We start from the raw sequence: 26,136 nt of genomic DNA, 5'->3' as shown, positions 1-26,136 counted from the left end.
GTGCGGCGAAGGCTAGAATCGCGGCATGGAATCCTTGTCCCTGTTCCTTTCCGACAGCGAAGCGACCGACGCACTCGGGCGCGCGCTCGCGGCCACCCGGCCGGCCAGCGCCGTGGTCCACCTGCAAGGCGATCTGGGCGCGGGCAAATCCACCCTGGCGCGCGCATTGCTGCGGGCCTTGGGCGTGCAGGGCGCGATCCGCAGCCCGACCTATACCCTGGTCGAGCGCTACCCGATCGCCGACGGCGAAGCCTGGCACCTGGATCTGTACCGCATCGGCGACGCCGGGGAACTGGATTTCCTGGGCCTGGACGAGGGCAGCGCCACGCTCTGGCTGGTGGAATGGCCCGAGCGCGGCGGCGCCGGCTTGCCGGCCTGCGACCTGCGGGTGCGGCTGGCGGTCGAGGGCGACGGTCGTGCGGTCAGCCTGGAAGCCGCGGGCGAAACCGGGCAGGCGTGGCTGGCGCGCCTGGAAAAAAGTGGCCAGTTGCCTCGATCACCTGTCCCGACGGTGTAGGAAGATCCGGCAGGTCACGGATTATTAAGGGAAAACTTCTTGCATTCCTGGACGGTTGGTGCTTGAATCCGCCGCATGTCCCTGGGGAAACCTCCATTTCGACGCCTCCGCATCGCCGCCCTCGGGTTGGTGATGGCTTCGGCGTGCGCTGGAACGGCCTCCGCCGGCGAGGTCAGCGCGGTCCAGCTGAGCAACGGCGCGACCGGCACCCGGGCTGAAATCCACCTGCAGGGCAAGGGCGAGTTCAAGACCCTGGCGCTGCATGGGCCGGAGCGCCTGGTGGTCGACCTGCCGGCTTCCAGCGCCACGCGTGGCCTGAAACTGCCGGCCGGACAGGGCATCGTCACGGCGGTGCGCACCGGCCAACCCAATCCCGGCACGCTGCGGGTCGTGTTCGATCTGGCCGGCCCCGTCACCGCGCTCAAGCCACGCGTGGAGGCCGCGGAGGGCGGCGCGCGCCTGGTCATCGAGTGGCCCGGCGATGGTCCCGCCGTCGCCAAGGCGCCGGCCGCGACCACGCCTGCATCCGCATCGAACAACGCGACGACCCCGGCAACGACCGCGCCGCCACCGGCTGCATCGACGCCTTCGGCCGGCCAGGCCACCGCCGCCCTGGCGGCTCAGGTCGCGCAGCAGGCCAACGCACCGGCCACCACGCCGGCGACGCGTCCGGCCGAACAGAACGCGCCGTCGCAACCGACGTCGTCGCCATCGCCGCAGGCCATCCTCAATGGGCAGGCGACCACGCAGGTCGCGCCGGCCCAGCCGAACGCCGCCGGTGTGACGCCAGGTGGCGTTCCGTACACCATCGCCACCGGCAAGCCGGCCACGCCGGCACCGGGAGAGGTGGCTTCCACGGTCGTGTCCGTGCCGCAGGAACCGGCGCCGCGGGTCGGCATGCGCGCCGGCATGCGTCCACTGATCGTGGCCATCGATCCCGGCCACGGCGGCCAGGATTCGGGCGCCGTCGGCATGGGCGGCACCTACGAGAAGAACGTCGTGCTGGCGATCGGCCGCGAACTGGCGCGCCAGATCAACGCCACGCCGGGCATGAAGGCGTACATGACCCGCGACAGCGATGTCTTCATCCCGCTCAACATGCGCGCCCGCAAGGCCCGTGCGGCGGGCGCCGACATGTTCGTGTCGATCCACGCGGACGCGGCGGAAAACCGCTCGGCGCGGGGTTCCTCCGTGTACGTGCTGTCGCTGAAAGGCGCGTCCTCGCAACGCGCGCGCTGGCTGGCGGACAAGGAAAACGCCTCCGACCTGATCGGCGGCGTGGCCCTGCAGAAGGTCGACAACACGTTGGGTTCGGTGCTGCTGGATCTGGCCCAGAGCGGTCACATGCGCGCCTCGGAAGACGCCGCCAACCACGTGCTCGACGGCCTGAAACGGGTCGGCAACAACCACAAGCCGAACATCGAACGCGCCAACTTCGCGGTGCTGCGCACCTCGGACATGCCGTCGATGCTGGTGGAAACCGCCTTCATCTCCAATCCGGACGAAGAGAAGCGGCTGAAGGATCCGGCCTACCAGCGCAAGGTCGCCGCCGCCGTGCTGGATGGCGTCAATACCTATTTCACCCGCCAGCCGCCGCCGGGCACGCTGTTCGCCGCGCGCGCGCAGGCCGAAGCCGAGGCGCGCAGCGCCGCCGCGGGCGGAGCCGCCGGCGCGCCCTGAGCGCACCGCGTCGGGCCAGCGCTCGGCTATCATCCGCACTGACTTCCCGCGACGGCGAACATGCCGCCCCGACGTGCCGATCCGCCAACTGCCCGACACCCTCATCAACCAGATCGCCGCGGGCGAGGTGGTGGAGCGCCCGGCGTCGGTGGTCAAGGAACTGGTGGAGAACGCGCTGGATGCGGGCGCGCGCCGCGTCGACATCGATCTGGAGGAGGGCGGCATCCGCCTGATCCGGATTCGCGACGATGGCGGCGGGATTCCGGCCGCGGAACTGCCGCTGGCGATCTCGCGCCACGCGACCAGCAAGATTGCGTCGCTGGATGATCTGGAAGCCGTCGCCACCCTGGGTTTCCGCGGCGAGGCATTGCCTTCGATCGCGTCGGTGAGCCGTTTCCTGTTGACATCGCGGCGCCTCGATGACGCGCATGGCGCGGCGTTGCGCGTGGATGGCGGCCAACTGGGTGAAGTGGCGCCGGCGCCGCATCCGCCCGGCACGACCGTGGAGGTGCGGGACCTGTTCTACAACGTGCCGGCGCGGCGCAAGTTCCTGCGCGCCGGGCGCACCGAACTGGGACATATCGAGGAGTGGCTGCGTTCGCTCGCGCTGGCCCGGCCGGAAATCGAACTGCGGGTCGGCGTGGACGGCAAGCCCGCGCGCCGCTACCGGCCGGATGGCATGGATCCGCTGGCGCGGGTGCGCGAGACCCTCGGCGACACCTTCGTGGAGCAGGCGCTGCGCATCGAGCACGCCGCCGCCGGCCTGCGCCTGCACGGCTGGATCGCGCAACCGCAATATTCGCGCGCGACCGGCGATCAGCAGTACCTGTACGTCAACGGTCGCGCGGTGCGCGATCGCAACATCGGCCATGCGGCCAAGAGCGCCTACAAGGACGTGCTGTTCCATGGCCGCCAGCCGGCGTACGTGCTGTTCCTGGAACTGGAACCGACCCGCGTCGACGTCAACGTGCATCCGGCCAAGCACGAGGTGCGTTTCCGCGACGCGCGGCTGATCTACGATTTCGTCCTGGGGACGCTGCGCGAAGCGCTGGCGGAAACCCGCGCGACGATGGCGCGCGCGCTGGCGATGCCGCAGGGCGCCGATGGCACGCACGCCTTGCCGGCGGTGGCGCAGGTGCGCGAGGCGCGTGCCTTCTATGAAGCCCTGTATGGCGAACATGGCGCGTTGCCGTCGCAGCCCTCGATGCCACCGCTTTCACCAATGCTGGACGGCGAGGTGCCGCCGCTGGGATTCGCGGTCGCGGTGCTGCACGGTCGTTATCTGCTGGCCCAGGACACGCAGGGCATGGTCCTGCTCGATCTGCCGGCCACCCACCGCCGGTTGATGCTGGCACGCCTGCACGCGGCGCGCGCGGGCATCGGATTGCACGCACAGCCGTTGCTGTTGCCGCTGGAACTGGAAGTCGATCCGGAAGCGGCGCGACTTTGCGCGCGGAATGCGGCATGGCTGGCGTCGCTGGGCCTGATCGTCGAACCGGCGGGCGAAACACGCCTGCGCCTGCGCGCGGTTCCGGCGCTGCTGGTGGACGCCGACCCGGAAGCGCTGCTGCGCGATGTGCTGGCAGCTGTTGGCGGCGATGATGCACGGGAACCGGAAGACGCGCGCGTGGAGCGCTTGCTCGCGGTGATGGCCGGCCACGGCGTGCCCGCGCCGCGCGGCATGACGCTGGCGGAAATGAACGCCCTGCTGCGCGAGGTCGAACGCATCGAAGCGAGCCATGGCGATACGGGTGTACTGTGGCGGCGATTCGGGCTTGCTGAAATCGAACAGGGATTCAGCCGGGGGACGTGATGGGGACTTGGCGACGATTTGCCTGCGTGGCTGGACTGCTGTTGCTGGCCTCGTGCCAGCGCGACGCGGCGGATGACGGGAGCAATGCCGCACGCAAGGCGCAGGATCCGGCGTTCCTGGCGGCCGAGGATCAGTGGCGCGCGCAGCGGCGCGAGGAATTGCTGAAGCCGGATGGCTGGACCAGCCTGGTCGGGCTGCACTGGATCCAGTTGAAGGCGCACTACATCGGCAGCGGGCCGGACAGCGGCATTCGCCTGGCGGTCGGACCGGCCAGGCTGGGCATGCTGTCCGACGAGAAAGGGCGCATCCATTTCACTCCCGAGCCGGGCGTGGCGGTGACCTTCAACGGCCGGCCTGTCCGGAGCAAGGTGGAGATACCGAGCGATCACGACGAGTCGCCCGGTGTCATCGGCTTCGACGACGGCAAAGGATGGTTGACGGTGATCGAACGCGGTGGCCGCCACGCGCTGCGGGTGAAGCACGCCGACGCCGAAAGTCGGGTGCGGTTCGCGGGCCTGAAGTACTGGCCGGCGGCCGCGGACTGGAAAATCCAGGCCCGCTTCGTGCCGCATCCGCCGGGCAAGACGATCCCGATCGTCGACATCACCGGCACCACCACGCCGTCGCCGAACCCCGGTGCGGTGGAGTTCGAACGCGACGGGCACCGTTATCGGCTCGAAGCGCTGGGCGATCCCGGCGGGGAACTGTTCTTCGTGCTGGCTGATCGCACCAGCGGCCATGGCAGCTATCCGGCCGGCCGCTTCCTGGACGCGCCGCCGGTCGTCGACGGCAAGGTCTGGCTGGATTTCAACCAGGCCTACAACCCGCCCTGCGCATTCACGCCGTTCGCGACCTGTCCGCTGCCACCGCCGGAAAACCGCCTGGATCTGGCGATCAGCGCCGGCGAACAGACCTACAAGCCGGCGCCCGCGGCGACGGCGCCCCCCTCACAGAAGGCCACGCAATGAATCAGACACCTCGCGGAAAGAAGATGCGCCGACTGCGCGCCGTTGGCCTGGCCGTGCTCGCCGCGGTTGCATCCCCGGCATTCGCCGATGCGTCAAAATCGCAGGGCGAAGCGCCGGTACCGCTGCTGTGGAAGGTTTCCGACAGCGACAACGCCGTCTATCTGCTCGGTTCTTTCCACATGCTGAAACCCGCGGACTATCCGCTGGCGCGGGACGTGGACGGCGCTTTCGCGGACGCCGAGTCGGTGATGTTCGAACTGTCCCCGGACGAAATGGGACCGGCGCTGTCGACCCGGATGATGCAGGCTGCGCTGCGCAGCGACGGCAAGAGCCTGCGCGATGATCTGGACGAGGCCACCTGGACGAAGCTGGAGGCCTATGCCGCCAAGAACGGGATGCCGGTGGCCAATCTCGCCGCATTCAAGCCCTGGTTCGTCGGCTTGACCATCAGCGTGACCGAGATGATGCGGCAGGGGCTGGATCCCAAGATCGGCCTGGACGCGCACTTCATGGAACAGGCCAAATCCGCCGGCAAGCCGGCCAGCGGCCTGGAGCAGGCCCTGGATCAGATCACCCTGCTGGATGGCATGGACGCGGTGGAGCAGCGGCAATTCCTCAAGGAAGTCCTGGACCAGGTGGAGAAGGGGCCCGGCCAGACCGAGAAACTGCATGCGGCCTGGCGGCGTGGTGATGCCGCGATGCTGTGGGAGGAAATGGCCGCCGAGATGAAGCGCGAGTACCCGCGCCTGTACCAGCGCATCAACGTCGATCGCAATGACAACTGGGTGCCGAAGATCGAAAAGCGGTTGACCGAGTCCGCCAGCGACGACACGCTGGTGATCGTGGGAGCGCTGCATCTGCTGGGCAGCGACGGCGTGGTCGAGAAGCTGCGCGCGCGCGGCTACCAGGTCGAGCGCATCTGCTCGGCGTGCAAGGCGCCGTAGAAGTAACCGGTAGAAGTAATCTGGATACGTGCGGATATCTGCGCACGATGAAAACGCCGGCTATGGAGCCGGCGTCATCACGATGCAATCGACCGGGCAGGCCGGCACGCAGAGTTCGCAGCCGGTGCACAGCGGATCGATGACCACGTGCATGTGCTTGGCGCCGCCGATGATGGCGTCGACCGGGCAGGCCTGGATGCACTTGGTGCAGCCGATGCAGTCGGCTTCGACGACTACCGCGACCGCCGGCGGCTTGTGTTCGCCACGCGCGCGGTCATAGGGAAGCGCGGGACGGTCGAGCAGCCGCGCCAGCGCATGCGCGCCGGCGTCGCCGCCGGGCGGACAGCGATCCACGTCCGCCTCGCCGCGCGCCATCGCCTCGGCATAGGGCCGGCAGCCGTCGAAACCGCACTGGCCGCACTGGGTCTGCGGCAGCAGCCTGTCCAGGCGTTCGACCAATGCGGGCGTGGCGTGGTTCATGCGAGGGCGGCGCGAGACATGGACGCGTGGCCGATCTCTGTCGCGGACGTCCGATCGCGGGGACCAATCAGCGGACCGGCATGCCCGGCTGCGCGCCGTCGTCGGCGTCCAGCAGGGCCAATGCGCCGCCGTCGAAACCGGCCGACAGGATCATTCCCTCGCTGAGGCCGAAACGCATCTTGCGCGGTGCCAGGTTGGCGATGAACACCACGTTGCGGCCAACCAGCTTCTCCGGCTCGCCGTAGCTGGCGCGGATGCCCGAGAAGATCTGGCGCTTGCCCAGATCGCCCGCGTCCAGTTCGAAGCGCAGCAGCTTGTCCGAACCGTCTACGAACTCGCAGGCCAGCACCTTGCCGATGCGCAGATCGAGCTTGGCGAAGTCGTCGATGCCGATATGGCTGGTCGCGTCGCCGGCCGTCTCCGGCTTGGCGGGCGCGGCCGGGGCGGCCTTGGCCGGCGCCGGCGTGGCGGTGGTGGCGGTGGCGGTGGCGGTGGCGGGAGCGAGGGTTTCCTTGGAGGCTTCGGTCATGGCGTCGATCAACTTCGGGTCAATGCGGGTAAACAGTGCGGCGTACGGCTGGATGTTCCGGCCGGTGAGCGGCGCATCCAGATCCGGCCAGGCGGTGACGGGCGCGGCGAGGAAGGCCTCGGCCTGCTCCGCGGTGCGCGGCAGCACCGGCTTGAGCGCGGCGGCCAGCACGCGGAACAGGTTCAGGCCCTGGGTGCAGACCGCCTGCAACTCGGCGTCGGCGCCTTCCTGCTTGGCGATCACCCACGGCTTCCGGTCGTCGATGTAGCGGTTGGCTTCGTCGGCCAGCGCCATGGTGGCGCGGATCGCGGCGGCCGGATCGTTGCGCTCGTACGCCTCGCGCACGGGCGCCAGCGCGGCGACGAAGCGGTCGTACATCGCGGGATCCGGCAGTGCGTCGGCGAGGCGGCCGCCGAAGCGCTTGTCGATGAAACCGGCGCAGCGACTGGCCAGGTTGACGAACTTGCCGACCAGATCGGCGTTCACCCGCGCGGTGAAGTCGCCCAGGTTCAGATCCAGATCGTCCACGCCGCCGGAGGATTTTGCGGCGTAGTAGTAGCGCAAGGCTTCGGCTTCCAGACCGACATCCAGGTAGGTCCGTGCCTTCACGAAGGTGCCGCGCGACTTGGACATCTTGGCGCCGTCCACCGTCAGGTAGCCGTTGACGTGCAGGCGGGTCGGCGCGCGATGGCCGGTGCCGTGCAGCACCGCCGGCCAGAACAGGCCATGGAAATTGACGATGTCCTTGCCGATGAAGTGATGGAGTTCCACCTCGGTCCCGGCGCGCAGATGCGCGTCGAAATCCAGGCCCTTCTTTTCGCACAACACCCTGAAGCTGCTCAGGTAGCCGATCGGCGCGTCCAGCCAGACATAGAAATACTTGCCCGGCGCACCCGGAATGCCGAAGCCGAAGTAGGGCGCATCGCGGGAAATGTCCCAGGCGCGCAGGCCGCCCTCGGCGTCCAGCCACTCCATCAGCTTGGCCTTCACGCCCGGCAGCGCCACGTCTCCCGCCAGCCATTCGCGCAGGAAGCCTTCGAAACGACCGACCTCGAAGAAGAAATGTTCGGAGTCGCGGATTTCCGGCGTCGCGCCCGACAGCACCGACTTCGGTTCCTTCAGATCGGTCGGCGCATAGGTCGCACCACAGACCTCGCAGTTGTCGCCGTACTGATCCGGCGAACCGCAGTTGGGGCAGATGCCCTTGATGTAGCGATCCGGCAGGAACATGCCCTTGGCCGGATCGTAGAACTGGGCGACATTGCGGCGCGCGATATGGCCGCCGGCATCCAGCCTGGCGTAGAACGCTTCGGTCAGCTCGCGGTTGATCGCCGAGTTGGTGGAATCGTAGTGATCGAACGCCACGCCGAAGGCGGCGAAATCACGCTCGTGGCCGGCCTGTACGTCCGCCACGAAAGCTTCCGGCGTCGTGCCCGCCTTCTCCGCCGCCAGCATGATCGGGGTGCCGTGGGTGTCGTCGGCGCAGACGAAATGAGTGGTGTTCCCGGCCAGGCGGCGGGCACGGACCCAGATGTCGGCCTGGATGTAGCCCACCAGGTGGCCCAGGTGCAGCGGACCGTTGGCGTAGGGCAGGGCGGTGGTGACGAGGGCGGTGCGGCTCATGGCGGACGGCTTGCGGGGAGTCGGTCATTATCGCATGGCCCAAAAAAGACAGCCCGGCGGGGCCGGGCTGTCGGCAACGCTGGATGTGACGGCGCTTACTCGCGCTGCCAGGTCTGCGCGCGGCAGATGAATGCGATGCAGCCGGAGACGTCCAGTTTCTGGCCGCCGGCCTGCAGTTCCATCTTCGACTTGTAGGTCTTGCCGTTGGCCGGATCCAGGATGGTGCCGCCGCTCCATTCGTTGGCGCCGTCGGCCTTCAGGCCCCACAGGATCACCATGCCCTTGACCGGCTTGTCCTTGCGATCGCCGGTGCACTTGTCGCAGGTCGGGTTGGGGCCGCGATCCGAGTGCAGCACGTCGACCACCTTGCCGGCCAGCGAGCCATTGGTGGTGGTGTAGATCTCCACGATCGACTTCACCTTGCCGGTCTTGTCGTCGATGGTCTTCCAGCGGCCCACCGCGCCGTCGGCGGCGGAAGCGGCCAGGGATGCCGCCAGCAGCGGCAGGGCCAGCAGGGTGGCGGTCAGGATCTTGCGCATGTTCCCCTCCCAGGGAGTCTTGGACGAACCGGCGGAACCCGCCGGAATGGCCTCCTTTATACCGCATCCGCTGGCGTATGGAAGCGGCGGGGCCGGGCGGTTCAGGCCGCGGCCGGTCGCCCCGACGCCTGGCCCGGAAAGCCTGCCGGGCACGAAAAAGAAAAGCCCCGCCTTGCGGCGGGGCTTTTGGTACTGCTGGGTGTCCGGCGGTTACTTCCCGAACTTGTAGCGCGCTTCCACGAAGAACGAACGGCCGTACACGTTGTACAGGTAGTTGTTGTACGGCGTGGCCTCGTTGCCGGGGTAGCTGCGGGCCTGGTCTTCCGGGGTCTTGTCCAGGACGTTGTTGACCATGAACGAGAATTCCAGGTTGTCCATCGGCGCGTAGTTCACGCTCATGTTGTACGTGATGTACGGCGCCCACCAGCCGGCGCGCGGATCGGTGAAGCCACGGGTGTTGTACGCGACCCAGTTCGGCGTCTTGCCGATGCGGTTCGCATAGACCGTGGTGGTCCACTTGTCCTTGTTCCAGGCCACCGACAGGTCGGCGCGGGTCTTGGCGTACGCGTCATACACCCACATCGAGTACGGGTCGCGCAGCAGGTCGATCGCGGGATCGCCCGGCAGCGGGGTGACCGTGTGCTTCAGCGTGTTGGTGTAGTTGCCGGCGAACTTCAGCGCGCCGAAGCGGCCGATGTCCAGCAGGTAGTTGACGCTGGCGTTGACCGCGCGCAGCTTCTGCTTGGCGACGTTGACCTTCGGGGTGAACACGGTCTCGATCGCGCCGGTGCCGTCACGCGTGATCCAGGCCAGCGCGTTCTGGCAACCCTGCGAACCGGTGTCCATCTGGCCGGTGCGGCAGTAGTACTCCATCAGCGACAGCTGGTCGGTGCTCTGCAGGTCGACTTCGTTCTCGATGTCCCACGCGAAGTAGTCCACCGACATCGACAGGTTGCTGCTCGGCGCCCAGACCACGCCGGCGCTCCACACGTCCGCGGTGATCGGCTCCAGCTTCGGATTGCCCGCCTGCTGGCCGAAGAACTGCGAGTCGTCATAGGCGCAGTCGGCGGTGTTGCCCGGCAGGTAGCCTTCCTGGGCGCAGCGATAGTAGTCGGTCACCTGGTCGTAGTAGCCGCTGACACCCTGGAATGTGTCGGACAGGGTCGGCGCGCGGAATGCGGTGCCGTACTTGCCGCGCAGCAGCAGGCTTTCGATCGGACGGTACTCCAGGCCGATGCTGTAGGTCGGCTTGTCGACGGTTTCGCCGTAGGCGTCGAACGCGTCATAGCGGCCGGACAGGGTCACGGTCAGCGGTTCCAGCACCGGCAGGCGCAGTTCGCTGGTGACCGCGTAGCGGGTGCGGTGACCGGCGCCGCTCACGGCGGTGGTACCCCACACCTGCGATTCCAGCGTTTCCGGATCCGCGATCAGGCGTGCGTCGGGCGTGTAGTCCCAACCCTGGTTGCCGCCTTCGACCACCACGGCCAGGCCGGCGTCGCCGCCCGGCAGCGAGAACAGCGCGCTGTTGGTCACCTGCGCGCGCAGCATGTTGTCCCAGGTCTTGCTGCGCGAGGTCGCGAAACCGGTGAAGCTGGCGAAGTCGGCCGGCGACATCGGGGTATAGAACGCCGCGTAGTCCGGACGGAACACCGGATACAGGCCCTGCACCGGATCCAGGCCCAGCTGCGGGCCCAGCACGTTCTGCTCGAAGTAGTCGTTGATCGGATCCGCCCAGCGGGCGAAGCGGCGCTGCTTCAGGCGGTACTCGGTGCGGGTCAGGCCCAGATCCCAGTCCCAGTTGCCCAGCACGCCGTTGGCGCCGAAGGTCACCGAGTAGGAACTGCTGCGATCGGTGTTCATGATGTCGCGGTAGCCTTCGCCGCCGATGTCCTCGGGCGAGAACGCACGCTGCAGGTTGACCAGCGCATCGAGGTCCGGATCGTAGAAGTAGCCGTACTTGGCGCTGGTGCTCCACCAGGTGTAGGCCGAACCGGTGGCGTACTTCACTTCTTCATGGCTGTACAGCACGTCGCCGTACAACTGCAGGCTGTCGCTGACGTCGAAGGTCGCGTGGCCGTAGGCCTGCGCGGATTCCTTGCCGTTGGTGATGGTGCGGTAGCCCGGCGTGCTGAACGAACCGCAGTACTGGCCGAAGCCCGGACGGTTCTGCAGCCCTTCGGTGCCGCCGAACTGGCCGCTGACGTTGGCGCAGTTGTTCGGATCCAGGAACAGGTAGCCGTTATTGGCCGGGCGGATGCCGCCGCTGGCCGCGTAGTCGCGGTAGCCGGCGACCAGGTAGTCGCGGCTGGCCAGCGGCGCGGTGTAGCCGTTGACGTTGTACTGCTTGGTCAGATCGCGCTGGTAGCCCCAGATCGGATCCTTGGTCTCGGCCTGGATGCCGGCCAGCACGTTCAGGCGGCCGTCGTAGCCGGTGAAGCCCTTGGCCAGGCTGAAGCGGAAGCTGTCGCCGCCGCCGTCGCCATAGGCGCCGCCGCGCACGCTGAGCGCGCCGCCGTCCATGTTCTTCTTCAGGATGATGTTGATGACGCCGGCGATCGCGTCCGAACCGTACAGGGAGGACTGGCCGCCCGGCAGGATCTCGATGCGCTCGACCAGATCGATCGGAATGCCGCTGATGTTGTTGAAGGTATCGCTACCGTTGTACAGCGCCGGATAGTTGGCCATCGGGCGGCCGTCGATCAGGTACTTGGTGTAGCCCGGATCCAGGCCGAACATGCTGACCGTCTCGGCGCCCTGGGTGAACGCGGCGGAGGTCTGGCCGCCCTGGATGCCGCCGGTGGAGAACGCGGACTGCTGCAGGGCATCGGCGATGCTGGTGAAACCACGGGTCTTGATGTCCTCGGCGGAAATCGTGGTGACCGGGGTGAAGTTTTCCAGCTGGGTCTGGGGGATGAGCGAACCGGTGACCGTGACCTTGTCGAGGTTGGTGGTGTCGCCGGTGGGAGCGGGGGAGGCGTCTTGAGCGAAAGCGGCGGTCGGGGCCAACAGGACGGCGACCATCGCCGCGGTCAGGCGGCTCCGCTTGATGTTGCGAACTGGCATTTGCTTGTTATTCCTTGGAACGGATTGCAAAAGGTGCGGCCCTTCGCGCTGTTCCCTCAGCCAGACCACAGAGTTCCCCGACATTCCTGGGGGGCGGCGAACTTAACACGCATTTAACTGCCACTGTAACGTTTGTTACGTTTTGTGAAGGCGAGTGGACAGGCTTGGTTAAGCAGTCGCCAAAAAGAAAGCCCGGCTTGCGCCGGGCTTTCGGTATTGCAGTGCTTCGATCCGATCAGTTGAACTTGTAGCTGAAATTGACGAAGACCTCGCGTCCGATCGGGCTGAAAGCTCGCCAGAAGAACGGATAGGTGTTGAAGGTATCGTCACGCGGAGCCAACTTGTCGAAAAGGTTGTTCACCGCAATACCAACCGTCGCTTTTTCCGTGATCTTCTTCTGCACGGTGGCGTTCCAGATGATGTACGGCGCGATACGACCCGTTTCGGCCCAGTTCGGCAGCGAGCCCCAACGGTAGCCGTTCAGGTTTGCCGCCCAATCGTTGCGCTCCCAGTTGACTTCCCAGTTCGCGCGACTGCGGAAATTGAAGAATTGCTTGTGATCGCGCAGGTTGCGGATTCCGCTGCCGGGGAACTGCTCGTCTTCCAGCTTCAGGACGTGCGTCCAGCCCACGCCGAAGTTGAAGTCGCCCCAGCGGTCGGTATCCCAGTGGTAGCGCCAGCGCGCATCGATACCCGTGGTCCGGAGCATCGACTGGTTGAACGGGAACGAAGAGTACGAATCGATTTCGTCATCGTTGATCTCGTCAACGCCCGTGCGGGTCACCAGTCCGGTGAAGAACGCGCAATCGGCCGAGTTCGGGTCGACCGCATTGCCGTCGCGATCGGTGCCGAGGAGGCAGGCCGCTTCTTCGCGCAGCAGGTAGCTGGGGTTGATGTCCTGGACCTGGCCTTCCAGCTTGATGCGGTAAGCATCCATGCTGATCGACATGCTGTCGCTGATGTCCCAGACGAAACCAACGGTCGCCGACTCGCCTTCTTCCTCTTGCAGATCACGCGAGCCCTGGCGAGTGCCGAAGACGCTGTAGGTGTACGCGCTGCCACCGCACGGATTCGGCGAGCCTGCAGGCGGGTTGGGGTCAAGTCCATCACGACGACAGCGATACTCATCCAGCACCGACACGAAGAAGCCGGACTCTTCTGCGAATACGTAGTGCATGTCGGGCGCGCGGAAGCTGGTTGCGTAGTTGCCACGCAGCAGCAGGCTATCGATGGGACGGTATTCCAGGCCTGCGGACCAGGTGAAGGCGCCATCAACGTTGGTGACGTCATCGTACTTGTCGTAGCGTCCCGCCAGGTTCACCTTGAACGTGTCCACGATCGGAATGCTAATCTCGATGCCTAGCGCATAGCGATCACGCTCGCCACCACCACCAGTGCCGGTGAGGTTGTAGATAGGTTCCGGGCCGGTGTAATTAGGCGAGATACGCGGATCGTTGGTCAGATCGTACTTCTGTCTCGCGCCTTCAAGTGTTGCAGCGAAGCTCATCGCACCTGCGGGGAGCTCGAACAGGTCGCCAGACAAGATCAAGGAGCCCTGCGTGACTTCAGATTCCGCATCGGTCTTTACTTTGGTGATCATCGAGCGGTACGCGTCGGCTCCCAGCGGCGAGAAATATCGGTCGATATTGAACGACACCACTGGATAGGCCCCGAAGTAGGGATCCAGCTGACCGGTAGCGGGCCCCATGAAGTACTCGTTGATCTTGTTTTCAAGGAAGCGCGGCTGGCTGACTTTCAAATCATAGCGCGAATGTGAGATGACAGCTTCCCAGTCAAACCGCCCATTGAAGATCGTGCCACGAAGTCCCGTGCTCAGATCGAACGAGCGTTCCTTGATGCGCGTCTGCTGAGCACCCAGGCCACCCAGTTCGCTGGGAGTGAAGATACGCTGCGAGTCGACGATCGTGTCCATGTTCACGTCGTACACCAGTCCGGATTGCCAGAACTGGGTGGCGGAGGCAATCTTTGCATCAGCGCTGGCGACACTGAGCTGGGCGAATGCCTGCATGCCACCGTCGAAGTCATAGGTTCCGTACAGGTAACCCGTCATGTTCTCGTCGGAATTGCGAATCTGCTGGGTGGCGGGGTAGCCGAAATAACCGCAGGTTCCGCGTGCTTCGAGCTCGAACTCGCTAAAGCGGGCACAGGTGGAGGCTGCATCTTCGCCATCTGGATAGATGTACGAGTTGAGTCCGGTTCCGATCAGGCGGTCACGCAGACGAAGGCCGATGGTCGCCACGGCATCGGCGGGATCAACCGACGGATCATCCCGATAGGAGTCCATGAAGCTTCGTTGGGAAGCAAAAATCTCTTCGCGGGTCAGGTATTCGAGGGCATAGGTTATGCTCCATGCGTCGCCCGTCTTGCCCCCGACCCATTGCAGGCGTCCGCTGTCACCGCCACCGCGGCTGGTGGTACCCCCACGGATGGTGAGCAAATCGCCTTCGTAGTTGGACTTCATGATGATGTTGACGACGCCGGCAACCGCGTCGGAACCGTAAATGGCCGAGGCACCGCCCGAGAGCACTTCGATGCGCTCGATCGCAGCGGCCGGGATGTTGGCAAGGTTTACCGCGTTTGACTGGCTGTTGTAGGGCAGCGGATAGTCGGCCACGCGACGACCGTTCACCAGGATCAGCTGATAACCCGGTCCCAGACCACGCAGGTTCAGAAAGCTGGCGTTGGGGGTGAAGCCGTTCTGGTTGAGCTCGTTCTGCACTGAGCCGGTGAACTGGGTCAGCGTGTTCAGCGCATCATAGATGGTCGAGAATCCTTGCTTCTCGATGTCATCCGCCGTAATGACGGTCACCGGCGTCGGGCCTTCGATTTCCGCACGCTTGATGCGTGAACCGGTCACCGTGACCTTGTCGAGCGTGGACGGTCCCTGCTGAGCTTCGGCCTGCTGCCCGGTGGCTGCGTCCTGGGCGACCGCCGCAATAGGCAGCACCAGCGCTGCGATGAGGGCGGCACACAGATGATTGCGCTTCAATGCGCGCGAATTGCGAACTGACATGTGGTGAATCCCCTTTGTTCGATGGACGTCGCCCCCCGGCCAATCCGTCGGCCTGCAACGTCAAATGTGAAATCCTTGTTACGAAACTTAACATGACAATAACGCTAGGCGTGATTTGAGTCTCGTTAGGAGGGGAATATTTCTCAATTTGTGACTTATGTCACAAAAAAATGAAATGTAATAGGGCGACGCAACAAGCTTTAATAATCAAATTTATTAAAAATCAATAATTTATGAGAAGATCAAAAGTCCTCTAGGCGTCGCATGGAAGTGCTTTCCAGCCGACTCCGCGAATGCAGCGGTTTCTGGGCAAGGACTAAAATCCTCAATCCCGGTGGCCTTGGCTGCCAGCTCCGACGAAGCGTGGTTGACCGCGCTGCCGAAGACTTCCCACGCAGAACCCAATGACCCCCCAAACCGTCGTCCCCCATGCCGTCCAGGGCACCCTGAGCCCTTCCCCCCGCGTCAAGAACGTCATCGCCGTCGGTTCCGGCAAGGGCGGGGTGGGCAAGTCCACCACCGCGGTCAACCTGGCGTTGGCGCTTCATGCCGACGGAGCCCGGGTGGGGCTGCTGGACGCCGACGTCTACGGCCCCAGCATCCCGGCCATGCTCGGTTTGTCGGGGCGGCCCGACAGCCCGGACAACAAGTCGATCGAACCGATGCGGGCGTTCGGCGTGGAGGCGATGTCGATTGGCCTGCTCGTGGATCAGGACACGCCGATGATCTGGCGCGGCCCGATGGCGACTTCGGCGCTGATGCAGTTGTTCACCGACACCCTGTGGGGTGATCTGGACTACCTGCTGATCGATCTGCCGCCGGGTACGGGCGACATCCAGTTGACCCTGGCCCAGAAGATTCCGGTGGCGGGCGCGGTGGTGGTCACCACCCCGCAGGACATTGCCACCCTGGATGCGCGCAAGGCACTGAAGATGTTTGAAAAGGTCGAGGTCGCGGTGCTGGGCATCGTCGAGAACATGGCGGTGCATACCTGTTCCAGTTGCGGACACGTCGAGCACCTGTTCGGCGAGGGGGGCGGCCAGCGGATGGCGGCGCAGTACGGCGTGCCGCTGCTGGGATCGTTGCCGCTGGACATCGCGATCCGGGAGCAGGGCGATGCCGGGCGGCCGGTGGTCGTGGCCGCGCCGGATTCGGCCGCCGCGCAGGCCTACCGGCAGGCGGCGCGAGCGCTGGTGGCGCAACTGGAATCCCGGCCACGGGCCAAGCCTTCGATTCTTTCCTCGCTGGTCTGACCCGGCCTCGTCCCGGCCCGCTCGGGCGAGGGGCCGGGCTGCCCTACAATGGCGGCCCCGTCCGCACCCGTCTCCGCAACAGGAACCCTGCATGAGCATCAAGAGTGACCGTTGGATCCGCCGCATGTCCGAGCAGCACGGCATGATCGAGCCGTACGAGCCGGGACAGGTGAAGCAGGTCAACGGCGAGCGCATCGTCAGCTACGGCACCTCCAGCTACGGCTACGACGTGCGCTGCTCGCGCGAGTTCAAGGTGTTCACCAACATCAACTCGACGATCGTCGATCCGAAGCACTTCGATCCCGGCAGCTTCGTCGACATCGAATCCGACGTCTGCATCATCCCGCCGAATTCGTTCGCGCTGGCCCGCACGGTCGAGTACTTCCGCATCCCGCGCGACACCCTGGTGGTGTGCCTGGGCAAGAGCACGTACGCGCGCTGCGGAATCATCGTCAACGTGACCCCGCTGGAACCGGAGTGGGAAGGGCACGTCACCCTGGAGTTCAGCAACACCACGCCGCTGCCGGCGCGCATCTACGCCAACGAGGGCGTGGCGCAGATGCTGTTCTTCCAGTCCGACGAAGTCTGCGAAACCTCGTACAAGGATCGCGGCGGCAAGTACCAGGGCCAGACCGGGGTGACGCTGCCGCGGACCTGAGCGTGGCGCAGGTACATGGACGCCAATCCGTATACGCCACCTGCCACGGCACTCGTCGAGAATGACAAGGGCCACGAAGTGGTCCTGGCCGCGCGTTGGCGACGATTGGTGGCTTGCATTATCGATACATTGCTGCAGGCGGCGTTGTGGATCGGGGCGGGTCATGGCCTGCAATCGCTGACAGGCTGGCAATTGAGCGCGGAACAGCCTGCGCGTGTCCCGACGACAACGCTGGAGTATTGGCTGGAGCCTTTCATCACCGCCGGCCACCCGCTCGACTACCTGCTTGGTTTCGCGGCGTTCCTGGTGTTGCAGGGCTGGTTGCTGGCCAGGAGGCAGCAGACCATCGGCAAGCTGATGCTGGGTGTGCGCATCACCGATGCATCGGGCCAGCCCGCCGGCCTGCGACGCATCCTGCTGGCGCGTGAGCTGCCATGGTGGCTGTTGGCGTTGGTGCCATTTGGCACACTCCTTGTCGCGCTAGAGCCCCTCTTCATTTTCCGCCGCGACCGGCGTTGCCTGCACGATCTGTTGGCCGGAACACGCGTGGTTGCCGCGCGCTGAACACGGCCGCTACGCGATCAGACGCCGACGCCAGCGCGCCACCTCGGTCGCCAGTTCGGCTTCGGAAAAACGCTCGGCTTGGCCATGTCCCCACACGGGGCCCGGCCAGGCCGGATCGCCTTCGTGGCGTCCCACTAGGTGGATGTGCAACTGGCGCACGATGTTGCCGAGCGCGCCGATATTGAGCTTCTGCACCCCTGGAACCGCACGGATCAATCCGCCCGCCTGGTTGATCTCCGCGAGCAGCAGGCGTTGCTGGCCGCCATCCAGATCCAGCCATTCGCTCACGTTGTCCACCCGCGGCACCAGCACCAGCCAGGAATAACGACGGTCGTTCATCAGTCGCACCTGCGACAGCGGGCCGTCGGCGATGAACACGCTGTCGCGGGCCAGGCGGGAATCCGGTTCGAAGCCGCTCACCCGATCTGCTCCGCGAGGAACGCCAGGCTGCGCGAAAGTGCCAGGTCCGCGCTTGGCGCGTCGTGGATGTCGGGACTGGCGTCGCGGTTGAAGGCATGGCCGGCCGGATAGGTGAAAACGGGCAGGCCGGGCAAGCGGTCGCGATGAAGTTGCACGGCTTCCGGTGGAATCGACGCGTCCTGTTCGCCGAAATGGAACATCACCGGCGCAGGCAACGTCGAACCGGATGGCATTTCCTCCAGGAACAGGCGGTTGCGGGAGCCGTAATAGCTCACGCCCGGCAGGCCCAGCCGAAGCGCGGACAGGAAGGCGACCGTGCCGCCCCAGCAGTAGCCGACGGTGCCGACTTTTCCAGCCCAGGCCAGCGCGGCGGCGGCGGCGGATACCACGTCGAGCGCGGCGTCGAATCCCAGCTTGCCGATGAGCTCGCGGCCGCGATCGTGGGCGGATGGGTCGTAGGGCAGTTCGACACCCGGCTCGACCAGATCGAAGAACGCCGGCGCCAGGGTCGCGTAGCCGGCCTCGGCGTAGCGTTCGGCGACGCTGCGGATGTGCGCGTTGGCGCCGAAGATTTCCTGGATGATCACCAGGCCGCCACGGGGCGCACCCGCCGGTTTGGCCTGCCAGGCCGCCACCGGGCCGCGCGCGGTTTCGAGGGTGATCCATTCGCCCATGGGGTAGAGTCCTGCATTGCCAGCGAGGCGCGCATTGTCGCCCATCCGTCCGGACCGGCGGGTGACGGTCGCCGGATTCAGGCGCCGCGAAGGGGCGGCCGGGGCGAGGCGCTATAATCCGCGCCCCGTCGGCGTGCCGCCGTTTTCTCCGTTTCCGTCTCCATGTCCCTGCAGAACCCCAAGGTGGGCTTCGTCAGCCTCGGCTGTCCGAAAGCCCTGGTCGACTCCGAACGCATCCTCACCCAGTTGCGCGTGGAGGGTTACGACATCGTGCCCACCTACCAGGCAGCCGACGTGGTGGTGGTCAACACCTGCGGCTTCATCGACGCGGCGGTGACCGAATCGCTGGACGCGATCGGCGAGGCGCTGGCGGAAAACGGCAAGGTCATCGTCACCGGTTGCCTGGGCAAGCGCCCGGAGCAGATCCGCGAGGCGCATCCCGACGTGCTGGCGATCAGCGGCCCGCAGGACTACCAGAGCGTGATGGAGGCGGTGCACGCGGCGCTGCCGCCCAGGCACGACCCGTTCCTGGACCTGGTGCCGGACTACGGCCTGAAGCTGACCCCGCGCCACTACGCCTATCTGAAGATTTCCGAGGGCTGCAATCACCGCTGCAGCTTCTGCATCATCCCGTCGATGCGCGGCGACCTGGTCTCGCGGCCGGTCGACGAGGTGCTGCGCGAGGCCGAACGCCTGGTTCGCGGCGGGGTGAAGGAACTGCTGGTGGTGTCGCAGGACACCTCCGCCTACGGTGTCGATCTGAAGTACGCCGAGCGCGAATGGGGCGGCAAGACCTACGCCACCCGCATGAAGGCGTTGTGCGAAGGACTGTCGGAACTCGGTGCGTGGACGCGCCTGCATTACGTCTATCCGTATCCGCATGTCGACGACGTCATCCCGCTGATGGCCGAGGGCAAGGTGCTGCCGTACCTGGACATTCCGTTCCAGCACGCCAGTCCGCGCATCCTCAAGCTGATGAAGCGCCCGGGTGCGGTCGACAAGACCCTGGAACGCGTGCAGCGCTGGCGGGCGATGTGCCCGGAGCTGACCCTGCGCTCGACCTTCATCGTCGGCTTCCCCGGCGAGACCGAGGCCGAATTCGAGGCGCTGCTGGATTTCCTCGACGAGGCGCAACTGGATCGAGTGGGCGCGTTCGCCTATTCGCCGGTGGAAGGCGCGGCCGCCAACGCGTTGCCGGATCCGGTGCCGGAGGAAGTGAAGCAGGAGCGCCTGGCCCGCTTCATGGAACGGCAGGCGGCGATTTCCGCCGCGCGCCTGGAAGCCAAGATCGGCAGCGTGCAGCGTTGCCTGGTGGACCTGCTGGAAGACGGCATCGCGGTGGCGCGTTCCTCGGCGGACGCGCCGGAGATCGACGGCCTGGTGCACATCCAGAACGGCGAGGAGTTCGGGCTCAAGCCGGGCCAGTTCGTCGACGTGGAAATCACCGACAGCGACGAGCACGATCTGTTCGGCGATGCGATCGCCCAGCCGGCCGCCGGACCGATCGACCTCAAGGTGCTGTGAACGCAGCGGCACCTGCCGCGGTTGCGGAGCGTCGCCGCTTCGTGGCCCCGGCGCGTGGCGACGTGCTGGCCGCCACCTTCACGCATCCGCTGTTCGACGATTTGGCGGCTTGTCGCGATCTGCTGCTTGCGGCCGAGTGGCCCGGCATCGACCTGCTCAACACGCGGTTGCCGCTGCCCGGACGGCATTTCATCGCCCAGGACGAGGCGCTGCTGGCCGATGGCCTGCATTACGAGGTGCGCGTTGCGCAGGGACGCATCGCCACGCGTCCGGGCAATTGGCACGATCTGTTCAATGCCCTGGTCTGGGCGCGTCATCCCGCGATCAAGGCAGCGCTCAATGCGCGCCAGTGCCTGCATGTAGCGGACCGCGACGACGGCCAGCGCAACCGCGCGCAACAGGCGCTGACCCAGTTCGATGAAAGCGGCGTGATCGTGCGGGTGCGCGAGGCATCGCTGCTCGATGCCTGGGATCGCCACGACTGGTCCGGGTTGTTCCGGGGGCATGCCAACAGCTGGCGCCGGGGCGACATCGCCGTCATCGCGGTGATCGGGCATGCCTTGCTGGAACAGGCGCTGCTGCCGGGACGTCGACTGGTTGGCAAGTGCGTGGTGGTGGCGCGGGACGCGGCGGTGGAAACGGACCTGGCGCGTGTCGTGGCGGCGATCCGGACCGGCGAAGTCCTGGAAGATCCGAGGGAACTGCGGCCATTGCCGCTGGCCGGCATCCCCGGCTGGCATCCGCAACAGGATGCCGGTTTCTACGCGGACGCAGACTATTTTCGTCCGTTGCGCGAAGGCCGCGCTTATCCGCCGCCGTTGTTCTGATCAGGCGCCATAACTGACGTCCACCACCGCGAATCGGGCCAGGCCGCCGGGCAGCTCCACCGGGAATTCGTCGTCAATGCGCTTCTTCAGCATGGCCCGCGCTAGCGGCGAGTCGATGCTGATCCAGCCACGCGGCGCGTCGGTTTCGTCGGGACCGACGATGCGGTAGCGCGAGGTCTCTCCGCTGGCGACGTTCTCCACCTCCACCCAGGCGCCGAAGAACACCGCTTCCGGATCCGAGGGCGCGCCCTCGACCACCCGCAGGGCTTCCAGCCGCTTGCTGAGATAGCGCACCCGGCGATCGATCTCGCCCAGTTGTTTCTTGCGGTAGGTGTACTCGGCGTTCTCCGAGCGATCGCCTTCGGCGGCGGCGGCGGCCAGCGCCTTGACCACTTCCGGACGCCGGGCGCGCCACAGATCGTCCAGTTCCGCCTTCAGCCGGTCGTGGCCGTCGCGGGTGATCAGGGCGGTGCTCTTTTCGGCAGGGGGACGCCAGCGGGACATGCGGGTGGGAAAGCCTTGCGAAGGAACGTGGGGAACAGGGTAGATCAGGGCGGGGACGGCGGAATCAAGCGCGGGCCACGTTCTTCTCGTAGCGCCACACCTCCAGATCGAAGACGCCGTCCGGCGTGTCCAGGCGGTTGATCATGTTGCCCACCCGCGCCCAGCCCTGGCGGGCGTAGAAGCGCGCCGCGCGCTCGTTGCCGATGGCGCAGGCCAGCCATGCCCGCGTGACCCCGGTATCGGCGAGGCGGATTTCCGCGTCCGCCAGCAACACGGCCGCGGCGCCCGTGCCGCGCGCGGCGGCGCCCACGTACAACTGGTACATCTCATCGCCCTGGATCATGGCGAAGCCTAGCGGCTGGCCGATCGCGCCGAGCGTGCGCACCGCCGGCAATCCGTCCGCGAGGCGCCGGGCGAAGCTCGCAAGGGTGCGATGGCGGGCCAGCTCGAGCGGCAGGATCGCGGCGTGCGCGTCCTGCCAGCCGTCATGCCACAGGCGCGCCAGCGCGTCGATCTCGGTGGCGTCGGCCCGCCTCGCCTGCATGGCCAAGGACATGTCGTCGCGGCGTCGTGATCAGCGACGGCCGCCGAAGATGCTGCCCAGGATGCCGCGCACGATCTGGTTGCCCAGCTTGGTCCCGATGGTGCGGGTGGTCTGCTTGGCCATGGTCTCGATCATGCCCTGGCGACGCTTGGTGCCGAACACCGCGTCCTTGACCGCCTGGCCGAAGCCGCCGGCATCGGGGTCGTCCTTCTCGGCTTTGGCGGCCGGTGCATTCGCGGTCTGCATGGCCGCGTCGGCGCGCTTGGCCAACATCTCCGCCGCCGATTCGCGATCGATGCGATTGTCGTACTTGGCGCCGACCGGGCTGCCGGCGCGCACCTGCGCCCGCTCGCTTTCGTTGATGGCGCCCATCCGGCAGCGCGGGGGCGAGATCAGGGTCTGCTGCACGGGCGAGGGCACGCCCTTGTCTTGCAGGGTCGAGACCAGCGCTTCGCCGGTCCCCAGGCGCGATATCGCCTCGGCCACGTCCAGCTTGGGATTGGGCACGAAGGTCTGCGCCGCGGTCTTGACCGCCTTCTGGTCGCGCGGGGTGAACGCGCGCAGCGCGTGCTGCACGCGGTTGCCGAGCTGGCCGAGGATGTTGTCCGGCACGTCGTCGGGGAACTGCGAGCAGAAATACACGCCGACGCCCTTGGAGCGGATCAGGCGCACGACCTGCTCGATGCGCTGCTTCAGCGCGGGCGGGGCGTCGTCGAACAGCAGGTGCGCCTCGTCGAACACGAACACCAGCTTGGGTTTGTCCAGATCACCGACTTCCGGCAGGGTTTCGAACAGTTCCGACAACAGCCACAGCAGGAAGCTGGAATACAGGCGCGGCTTGAGGATCAGCTGATCCGCGGCCAGGATGTTGACCACGCCGCGGCCATCGGTCTGGGTACGCATCAGGTCCGCCAGTTCCAGCGCCGGCTCGCCGAAGAACATCTCACCGCCTTCCTGCTCCAGCCGCAGCAGGGCGCGCTGGATGGCGCCGACCGACTGCGTGCTGACCAAACCATAGCTGGTGGAGATGTCCTTGCGTTCGTCGGCGACCAGGCCGAGCAGGGCACGCAGGTCTTCCAGGTCCAGCAGCAGCAGGCCGCGGTCGTCGGCCAGCTTGAACACGATGTCCAGCACGCCGGATTGGGTGTCGTTGAGCTCCAGGATGCGCGAGAGCAGGGTGGGACCCATTTCGCTGACCGTGGTGCGCACCGGATGGCCGAGCTTTCCGTACAGATCCCAGAACACCACCGGGCTTGCGCCGGGGGCGTAGTCGGCGATGCCGATGTCGCGGGCGCGCTGGAGCACCTTCTCGTTGCCGTCGCCGGCCACCGCGAGCCCGGCGACATCGCCCTTCACGTCGGCCAGGAACACCGGCACGCCCAGCCGCGAGAAACCTTCGGCCAGGGTCATCAGGGTGACGGTCTTGCCGGTGCCGGTGGCCCCGGCCACCAGGCCGTGGCGGTTGCCGAACTTCGGCTGCAGGGTGACGGGGATGTCGTCGGTGGTGCCTTTGCCCAACAGGATCGGATCCATGAGTGCCTCGCGGTCTGGTCGGGTGATTCTAGCGATCCGGCATGTCTGCGGGCGTAATGTCGTGACGTATTCGGCTTGCCCCCGGATCCGGGCGCCGCTACCCTGCCGCGACCGTTTTCGATTGCGCGTGCTGATGTCCCTGCCGAAGTCCTTGCTGCGTCCCTGGCCCCTGCTGGCCGTTTTCCTGCCCCTCCTGGCGCTGGCCCCGGCCGCGCATGCCCAGCGGGTCTCGGCCAAGGACAAGGCCGCCATCGAAGTGCTGAACGCGCGCATGGCCGCGGCCGAGAAGCGCTACCGCGACGGGTTGGTGCTGGTGACCAACAACGACCCCAAGGGCACCGCCGAAACCGATGCCGCGCTGGAGGACATGGAGGACGTGCTGGATGCCTGCATCAAGCAGCGCGGCTGCCAGACCCACACCCTGCTGACCACCTACAAGCGCCTGCTCAAGGAGGCGTCCGACGGCGGAGGCGCGGAGGAAGAGGAAACCACCGTCGATCCGCTCGACGATGGCAGCGATCATTCCGCGGTGGCACAGGCCATCCCGGAAGCCCAGCGCGCCGCGTCGCTGCTGAACGACCAGCGCCACGCCTTCGACAAGATGGTCGAGTACAACCCGGCGGTACAGGCGGGCATCCGCCGCTGGCTGACCGACATGCGCAGCGCGCTGATCACCAGCTACGAGAACTACCAGAACATGCGCGCGGAGATGTACCCGGACTGGGAGCGCAGCAAGCTGCCGGAGGCGCTGCTGTTCGGCATCATGGCCAAGGAATCCAACGGCCGCGTGCACGCGACCTCGCGCGCCGGCGCGGCCGGCCCGCTGCAGTTCATGTACGCGACCGGCAAGCGCTTCGGCCTGGGCCCGGACGGGACCGGCTTCGACACCCGCTACGACCCGGCGTTCGCCGGCGAGGCCAGCGCCGCCTACATGAACGAGCGCATGCGCGAACTCAACAACAACATCGAGTTCGCGCTGGCCGCCTACAACGGCGGCGAGGGCCGTGCCGGGCGCGTCTACCGGCAGTACCCGGGCCGCAGCTTCTGGGACGAGGTGGTCTACAGCCAGTTCCCCGGCGAGACCCGCGACTACGTGCCGATGGTGATCGCGGCGGCGTGGCTGTTCCTGCATCCCAAGCAGTACGGACTGGAATTCCCCAAGGTCGACGTGCACCCGGCGTCGCTGAAGCTGGCGCGCGACAGCTCGATCTACGAACTGACCATCTGCCTGGGCAACGGCGGCACCCGCGAGGGCTTCATGCGCGCGCTGCGCAACCTCAACCCGCGCTACGAGGCCGAGGCATGGATTCCGGCCGGGACGATGCTCAAGGCCAACACCCGCATCGTCAGCCTGTACAACCGCCATTGTGTCAGCGGCCCGCGCGCCGACCTGGCCCGCACGCTGGTGCGCGCCGACGTCAACGCCGCCATCAAGCGCACCGCCCTGACCGGTACGGTCGCGGTCGGCGACGTGACCCCGGTGGCCGGCGTGCCGACCACGGTCGCTTCAGGCGAACCCAAGCCCGCCGAACCCAAGGCGAAGCAGGCGCGCGAGTACCGGATCGCCAAGGGCGATACGCTGGGCCGGATCTCGCAGCGTTACCAGTGCGATCTGAAGAAGCTGGCCCGTGCCAATGGCCTGAAGGGACCGGCCTACAGCGTGCGGCCGGGCCAGTCGATCCAACTGGAAAGTTGCAGGAAATGATCTGAAGTACCGGGGGGGCGGGGAACGATGCAAAGGAATGCAATCTGGTTGTCCGCCATTGCCGTCAGCGCGGCGTTTGCCATCGTCGGCGCCGAGTCGGATGGCCTGCGTGTCCTGCACTACCTGTTCAAGCCACTGACCACGCTGCTGGTCGCGGCCATGGTGTGGCGGACCGCCGCGAACGAACACGGTTATCGGCGCGCGGTGCTGGCGGGACTGCTGCTGTCGCTGCTGGGCGATGTGTTCCTGATGCTGCCGGGAGATTGGTTTGCCTTCGGACTGGGCAGTTTCCTGCTGGCGCACCTGTGCTACCTGCGGGCGTTCCGGTTGCGCGGCGAGTGGCTCCGTCCCATTTGGCCCGTGCTCGCGTATGGCGTGATCGCCGCGGCCGTCCTGGCGTACCTGTGGCCGCATCTGCCGGCGGAACTGAAGATTCCCGTGGTCGTCTATGTGGTGGCGCTGGCGGGCATGGCGGCGCAGGCGGCATGCATCTGGCGGCAGCGTCCGGACGGGGCCGCGCTCCTGGCCGCGGCAGGCGGCGCCTGCTTCGTGCTCTCCGACGCCTTGCTGGCGATCGACCGCTTCGCGATGGCGATTCCCCTGGCGAGCGTATGGGTGCTGCTGAGCTATTGGGCGGCGCAGTGGCTGATTGGCGCGTCCGTGATGCCTGTTACCGACACGTCACGCAACTGAACCGGGGAATGGGATGGGGAAGGGGGATATGGGGGAAAGAAGCCAGG

The 26,136-nt window shown here is 66.5% G+C and carries 22 protein-coding genes; 12 read left to right on the top strand and 10 right to left on the bottom strand.

The window, feature by feature from the left end; all coding sequences use genetic code 11:
- Positions 1–25: 25 nt before the first annotated feature.
- From tsaE to FHW78_RS15200, 5 genes are all read left to right on the top strand, one after another.
- Positions 26–517, top strand: coding sequence for a tRNA (adenosine(37)-N6)-threonylcarbamoyltransferase complex ATPase subunit type 1 TsaE (gene tsaE / locus FHW78_RS15220; protein ID WP_183642467.1), 492 nt, complete (start codon positions 26–28; stop codon positions 515–517).
- A 132-nt stretch (positions 518–649) separates the two neighbouring features.
- Positions 650–2,197 (top strand): N-acetylmuramoyl-L-alanine amidase, encoded by a 1,548-nt coding sequence (locus FHW78_RS15215; protein WP_255443313.1) that lies wholly within the window; start codon positions 650–652, stop codon positions 2,195–2,197.
- 73 nt (positions 2,198–2,270) lie between these two features.
- Positions 2,271–4,010 carry a DNA mismatch repair endonuclease MutL gene (mutL, locus tag FHW78_RS15210; RefSeq protein WP_183642463.1) on the top strand — a complete coding sequence of 580 codons (1,740 nt, stop codon included), beginning with the start codon at positions 2,271–2,273 and terminating at the stop codon, positions 4,008–4,010.
- Positions 4,010–4,978 (top strand): DUF1684 domain-containing protein, encoded by a 969-nt coding sequence (locus FHW78_RS15205; RefSeq protein ID WP_183642461.1) that lies wholly within the window; start codon positions 4,010–4,012, stop codon positions 4,976–4,978. The genes mutL and FHW78_RS15205 overlap by 1 nt, the downstream gene beginning before the upstream one ends.
- Before the next feature lie 23 nt (positions 4,979–5,001).
- Positions 5,002–5,922, top strand: coding sequence for a TraB/GumN family protein (locus FHW78_RS15200; RefSeq protein ID WP_255443312.1), 921 nt, complete (start codon positions 5,002–5,004; stop codon positions 5,920–5,922).
- 60 nt (positions 5,923–5,982) lie between these two features.
- Here the strand turns inward: FHW78_RS15200 and rnfB are convergent, their stop codons facing one another.
- The 5 genes from rnfB to FHW78_RS15175 all read right to left on the bottom strand — a co-directional run bounded on the left by rnfB (position 5,983) and on the right by FHW78_RS15175 (position 15,190).
- Entirely contained in the window at positions 5,983–6,402 is a 420-nt protein-coding gene (gene rnfB / locus FHW78_RS15195) for an Rnf electron transport complex subunit RnfB (protein WP_183642455.1), read from the bottom strand.
- Positions 6,403–6,469: 67 nt separating this feature from the next.
- Positions 6,470–8,554 (bottom strand): methionine--tRNA ligase, encoded by a 2,085-nt coding sequence (gene metG, locus FHW78_RS15190; protein WP_183642453.1) that lies wholly within the window; start codon positions 8,552–8,554, stop codon positions 6,470–6,472.
- Between the two features lie 95 nt (positions 8,555–8,649).
- Positions 8,650–9,093, bottom strand: coding sequence for a DUF2147 domain-containing protein (locus FHW78_RS15185; protein ID WP_141453335.1), 444 nt, complete (start codon positions 9,091–9,093; stop codon positions 8,650–8,652).
- A gap of 210 nt (positions 9,094–9,303) precedes the next feature.
- On the bottom strand, positions 9,304–12,156 hold the full coding sequence (locus FHW78_RS15180) for a TonB-dependent receptor (RefSeq protein ID WP_183642451.1): 2,853 nt from the start codon (positions 12,154–12,156) through the stop codon (positions 9,304–9,306).
- Positions 12,157–12,391: 235 nt separating this feature from the next.
- Positions 12,392–15,190 carry a TonB-dependent receptor gene (locus FHW78_RS15175; protein WP_183642450.1) on the bottom strand — a complete coding sequence of 933 codons (2,799 nt, stop codon included), beginning with the start codon at positions 15,188–15,190 and terminating at the stop codon, positions 12,392–12,394.
- Between the two features lie 404 nt (positions 15,191–15,594).
- On the opposite strand from FHW78_RS15175, the gene apbC reads away from it, so the two are divergent.
- From apbC to FHW78_RS15160, 3 genes are all read left to right on the top strand, one after another.
- Positions 15,595–16,443 carry an iron-sulfur cluster carrier protein ApbC gene (gene apbC / locus FHW78_RS15170; protein WP_183642447.1) on the top strand — a complete coding sequence of 283 codons (849 nt, stop codon included), beginning with the start codon at positions 15,595–15,597 and terminating at the stop codon, positions 16,441–16,443.
- Between the two features lie 91 nt (positions 16,444–16,534).
- On the top strand, positions 16,535–17,101 hold the full coding sequence (dcd, locus tag FHW78_RS15165) for a dCTP deaminase (protein WP_141453330.1): 567 nt from the start codon (positions 16,535–16,537) through the stop codon (positions 17,099–17,101).
- A 15-nt stretch (positions 17,102–17,116) separates the two neighbouring features.
- Positions 17,117–17,665, top strand: a complete 549-nt coding sequence (locus FHW78_RS15160) for an RDD family protein (RefSeq protein WP_183642445.1) — start codon at positions 17,117–17,119, stop codon at positions 17,663–17,665.
- A 9-nt stretch (positions 17,666–17,674) separates the two neighbouring features.
- On the opposite strand, the gene FHW78_RS15155 is transcribed toward FHW78_RS15160, so the two are convergent.
- Both FHW78_RS15155 and FHW78_RS15150 read right to left on the bottom strand, forming a co-directional pair.
- On the bottom strand, positions 17,675–18,085 hold the full coding sequence (locus FHW78_RS15155; RefSeq protein ID WP_183642443.1) for an HIT family protein: 411 nt from the start codon (positions 18,083–18,085) through the stop codon (positions 17,675–17,677).
- The gene (locus FHW78_RS15150) at positions 18,082–18,759 is read right to left on the bottom strand and encodes a dienelactone hydrolase family protein (RefSeq protein ID WP_183642441.1); all 678 of its coding nucleotides are present in this window, start codon (positions 18,757–18,759) and stop codon (positions 18,082–18,084) included. The genes FHW78_RS15155 and FHW78_RS15150 overlap by 4 nt, the downstream gene beginning before the upstream one ends.
- A gap of 162 nt (positions 18,760–18,921) precedes the next feature.
- Here FHW78_RS15150 and rimO point away from each other — a divergent pair, with 162 nt between their 5' ends.
- Both rimO and FHW78_RS15140 read left to right on the top strand, forming a co-directional pair.
- Positions 18,922–20,283, top strand: a complete 1,362-nt coding sequence (gene rimO / locus FHW78_RS15145) for a 30S ribosomal protein S12 methylthiotransferase RimO (protein WP_183642436.1) — start codon at positions 18,922–18,924, stop codon at positions 20,281–20,283.
- Positions 20,284–20,345: 62 nt separating this feature from the next.
- Positions 20,346–21,110: a DUF3025 domain-containing protein gene (locus tag FHW78_RS15140; RefSeq protein WP_343205582.1), complete on the top strand. Its 765-nt coding sequence runs from the start codon at positions 20,346–20,348 to the stop codon at positions 21,108–21,110.
- Here FHW78_RS15140 and greB read toward each other — a convergent pair whose 3' ends face one another.
- The 3 genes from greB to FHW78_RS15125 all read right to left on the bottom strand — a co-directional run bounded on the left by greB (position 21,111) and on the right by FHW78_RS15125 (position 23,691).
- The gene (gene greB / locus FHW78_RS15135; RefSeq protein WP_183642429.1) at positions 21,111–21,614 is read right to left on the bottom strand and encodes a transcription elongation factor GreB; all 504 of its coding nucleotides are present in this window, start codon (positions 21,612–21,614) and stop codon (positions 21,111–21,113) included.
- A gap of 64 nt (positions 21,615–21,678) precedes the next feature.
- Positions 21,679–22,170, bottom strand: coding sequence for a GNAT family N-acetyltransferase (locus FHW78_RS15130; protein ID WP_218533574.1), 492 nt, complete (start codon positions 22,168–22,170; stop codon positions 21,679–21,681).
- 18 nt (positions 22,171–22,188) lie between these two features.
- Positions 22,189–23,691, bottom strand: a complete 1,503-nt coding sequence (locus tag FHW78_RS15125; RefSeq protein ID WP_183642425.1) for a helicase HerA-like domain-containing protein — start codon at positions 23,689–23,691, stop codon at positions 22,189–22,191.
- Between the two features lie 133 nt (positions 23,692–23,824).
- On the opposite strand from FHW78_RS15125, the gene FHW78_RS15120 reads away from it, so the two are divergent.
- Positions 23,825–25,396 (top strand): transglycosylase SLT domain-containing protein, encoded by a 1,572-nt coding sequence (locus tag FHW78_RS15120; protein ID WP_183644716.1) that lies wholly within the window; start codon positions 23,825–23,827, stop codon positions 25,394–25,396.
- A 48-nt stretch (positions 25,397–25,444) separates the two neighbouring features.
- Positions 25,445–26,089, top strand: a complete 645-nt coding sequence (locus FHW78_RS15115) for a lysoplasmalogenase (RefSeq protein WP_255443311.1) — start codon at positions 25,445–25,447, stop codon at positions 26,087–26,089.
- Positions 26,090–26,136 lie beyond the last annotated feature (47 nt).

The organism is Pseudoxanthomonas sp. OG2, assembly GCF_014192765.1.
GTDB classification, from domain to species: Bacteria; Pseudomonadota; Gammaproteobacteria; order Xanthomonadales; family Xanthomonadaceae; genus Pseudoxanthomonas_A; species Pseudoxanthomonas_A beigongshangi.
The sequence above is the reverse complement of the archived record's forward strand: the minus strand, read 5'-3'. Positions and strand labels throughout refer to the sequence as shown.

What these genes read in the sequence shown, in the direction of transcription:
- tsaE (WP_183642467.1), top strand. Translation starts at nt 26, where the DNA reads ATGGAATCCTTGTCCCTGTTCCTTTCCGACAGCGAAGCGACCGACGCA.
- FHW78_RS15215 (WP_255443313.1), top strand. Translation starts at nt 650, where the DNA reads ATGGCTTCGGCGTGCGCTGGAACGGCCTCCGCCGGCGAGGTCAGCGCG.
- FHW78_RS15205 (WP_183642461.1), top strand. Translation starts at nt 4,010, where the DNA reads ATGGGGACTTGGCGACGATTTGCCTGCGTGGCTGGACTGCTGTTGCTG.
- FHW78_RS15200 (WP_255443312.1), top strand. Translation starts at nt 5,002, where the DNA reads ATGCGCCGACTGCGCGCCGTTGGCCTGGCCGTGCTCGCCGCGGTTGCA.
- rnfB (WP_183642455.1), bottom strand. Translation starts at nt 6,402, where the DNA reads ATGAACCACGCCACGCCCGCATTGGTCGAACGCCTGGACAGGCTGCTG.
- metG (WP_183642453.1), bottom strand. Translation starts at nt 8,554, where the DNA reads ATGAGCCGCACCGCCCTCGTCACCACCGCCCTGCCCTACGCCAACGGT.
- FHW78_RS15185 (WP_141453335.1), bottom strand. Translation starts at nt 9,093, where the DNA reads ATGCGCAAGATCCTGACCGCCACCCTGCTGGCCCTGCCGCTGCTGGCG.
- FHW78_RS15180 (WP_183642451.1), bottom strand. Translation starts at nt 12,156, where the DNA reads ATGCCAGTTCGCAACATCAAGCGGAGCCGCCTGACCGCGGCGATGGTC.
- FHW78_RS15175 (WP_183642450.1), bottom strand. Translation starts at nt 15,190, where the DNA reads ATGTCAGTTCGCAATTCGCGCGCATTGAAGCGCAATCATCTGTGTGCC.
- apbC (WP_183642447.1), top strand. Translation starts at nt 15,595, where the DNA reads ATGACCCCCCAAACCGTCGTCCCCCATGCCGTCCAGGGCACCCTGAGC.
- dcd (WP_141453330.1), top strand. Translation starts at nt 16,535, where the DNA reads ATGAGCATCAAGAGTGACCGTTGGATCCGCCGCATGTCCGAGCAGCAC.
- FHW78_RS15160 (WP_183642445.1), top strand. Translation starts at nt 17,117, where the DNA reads ATGGACGCCAATCCGTATACGCCACCTGCCACGGCACTCGTCGAGAAT.
- FHW78_RS15150 (WP_183642441.1), bottom strand. Translation starts at nt 18,759, where the DNA reads ATGGGCGAATGGATCACCCTCGAAACCGCGCGCGGCCCGGTGGCGGCC.
- rimO (WP_183642436.1), top strand. Translation starts at nt 18,922, where the DNA reads ATGTCCCTGCAGAACCCCAAGGTGGGCTTCGTCAGCCTCGGCTGTCCG.
- greB (WP_183642429.1), bottom strand. Translation starts at nt 21,614, where the DNA reads ATGTCCCGCTGGCGTCCCCCTGCCGAAAAGAGCACCGCCCTGATCACC.
- FHW78_RS15130 (WP_218533574.1), bottom strand. Translation starts at nt 22,170, where the DNA reads ATGTCCTTGGCCATGCAGGCGAGGCGGGCCGACGCCACCGAGATCGAC.
- FHW78_RS15125 (WP_183642425.1), bottom strand. Translation starts at nt 23,691, where the DNA reads ATGGATCCGATCCTGTTGGGCAAAGGCACCACCGACGACATCCCCGTC.
- FHW78_RS15120 (WP_183644716.1), top strand. Translation starts at nt 23,825, where the DNA reads ATGTCCCTGCCGAAGTCCTTGCTGCGTCCCTGGCCCCTGCTGGCCGTT.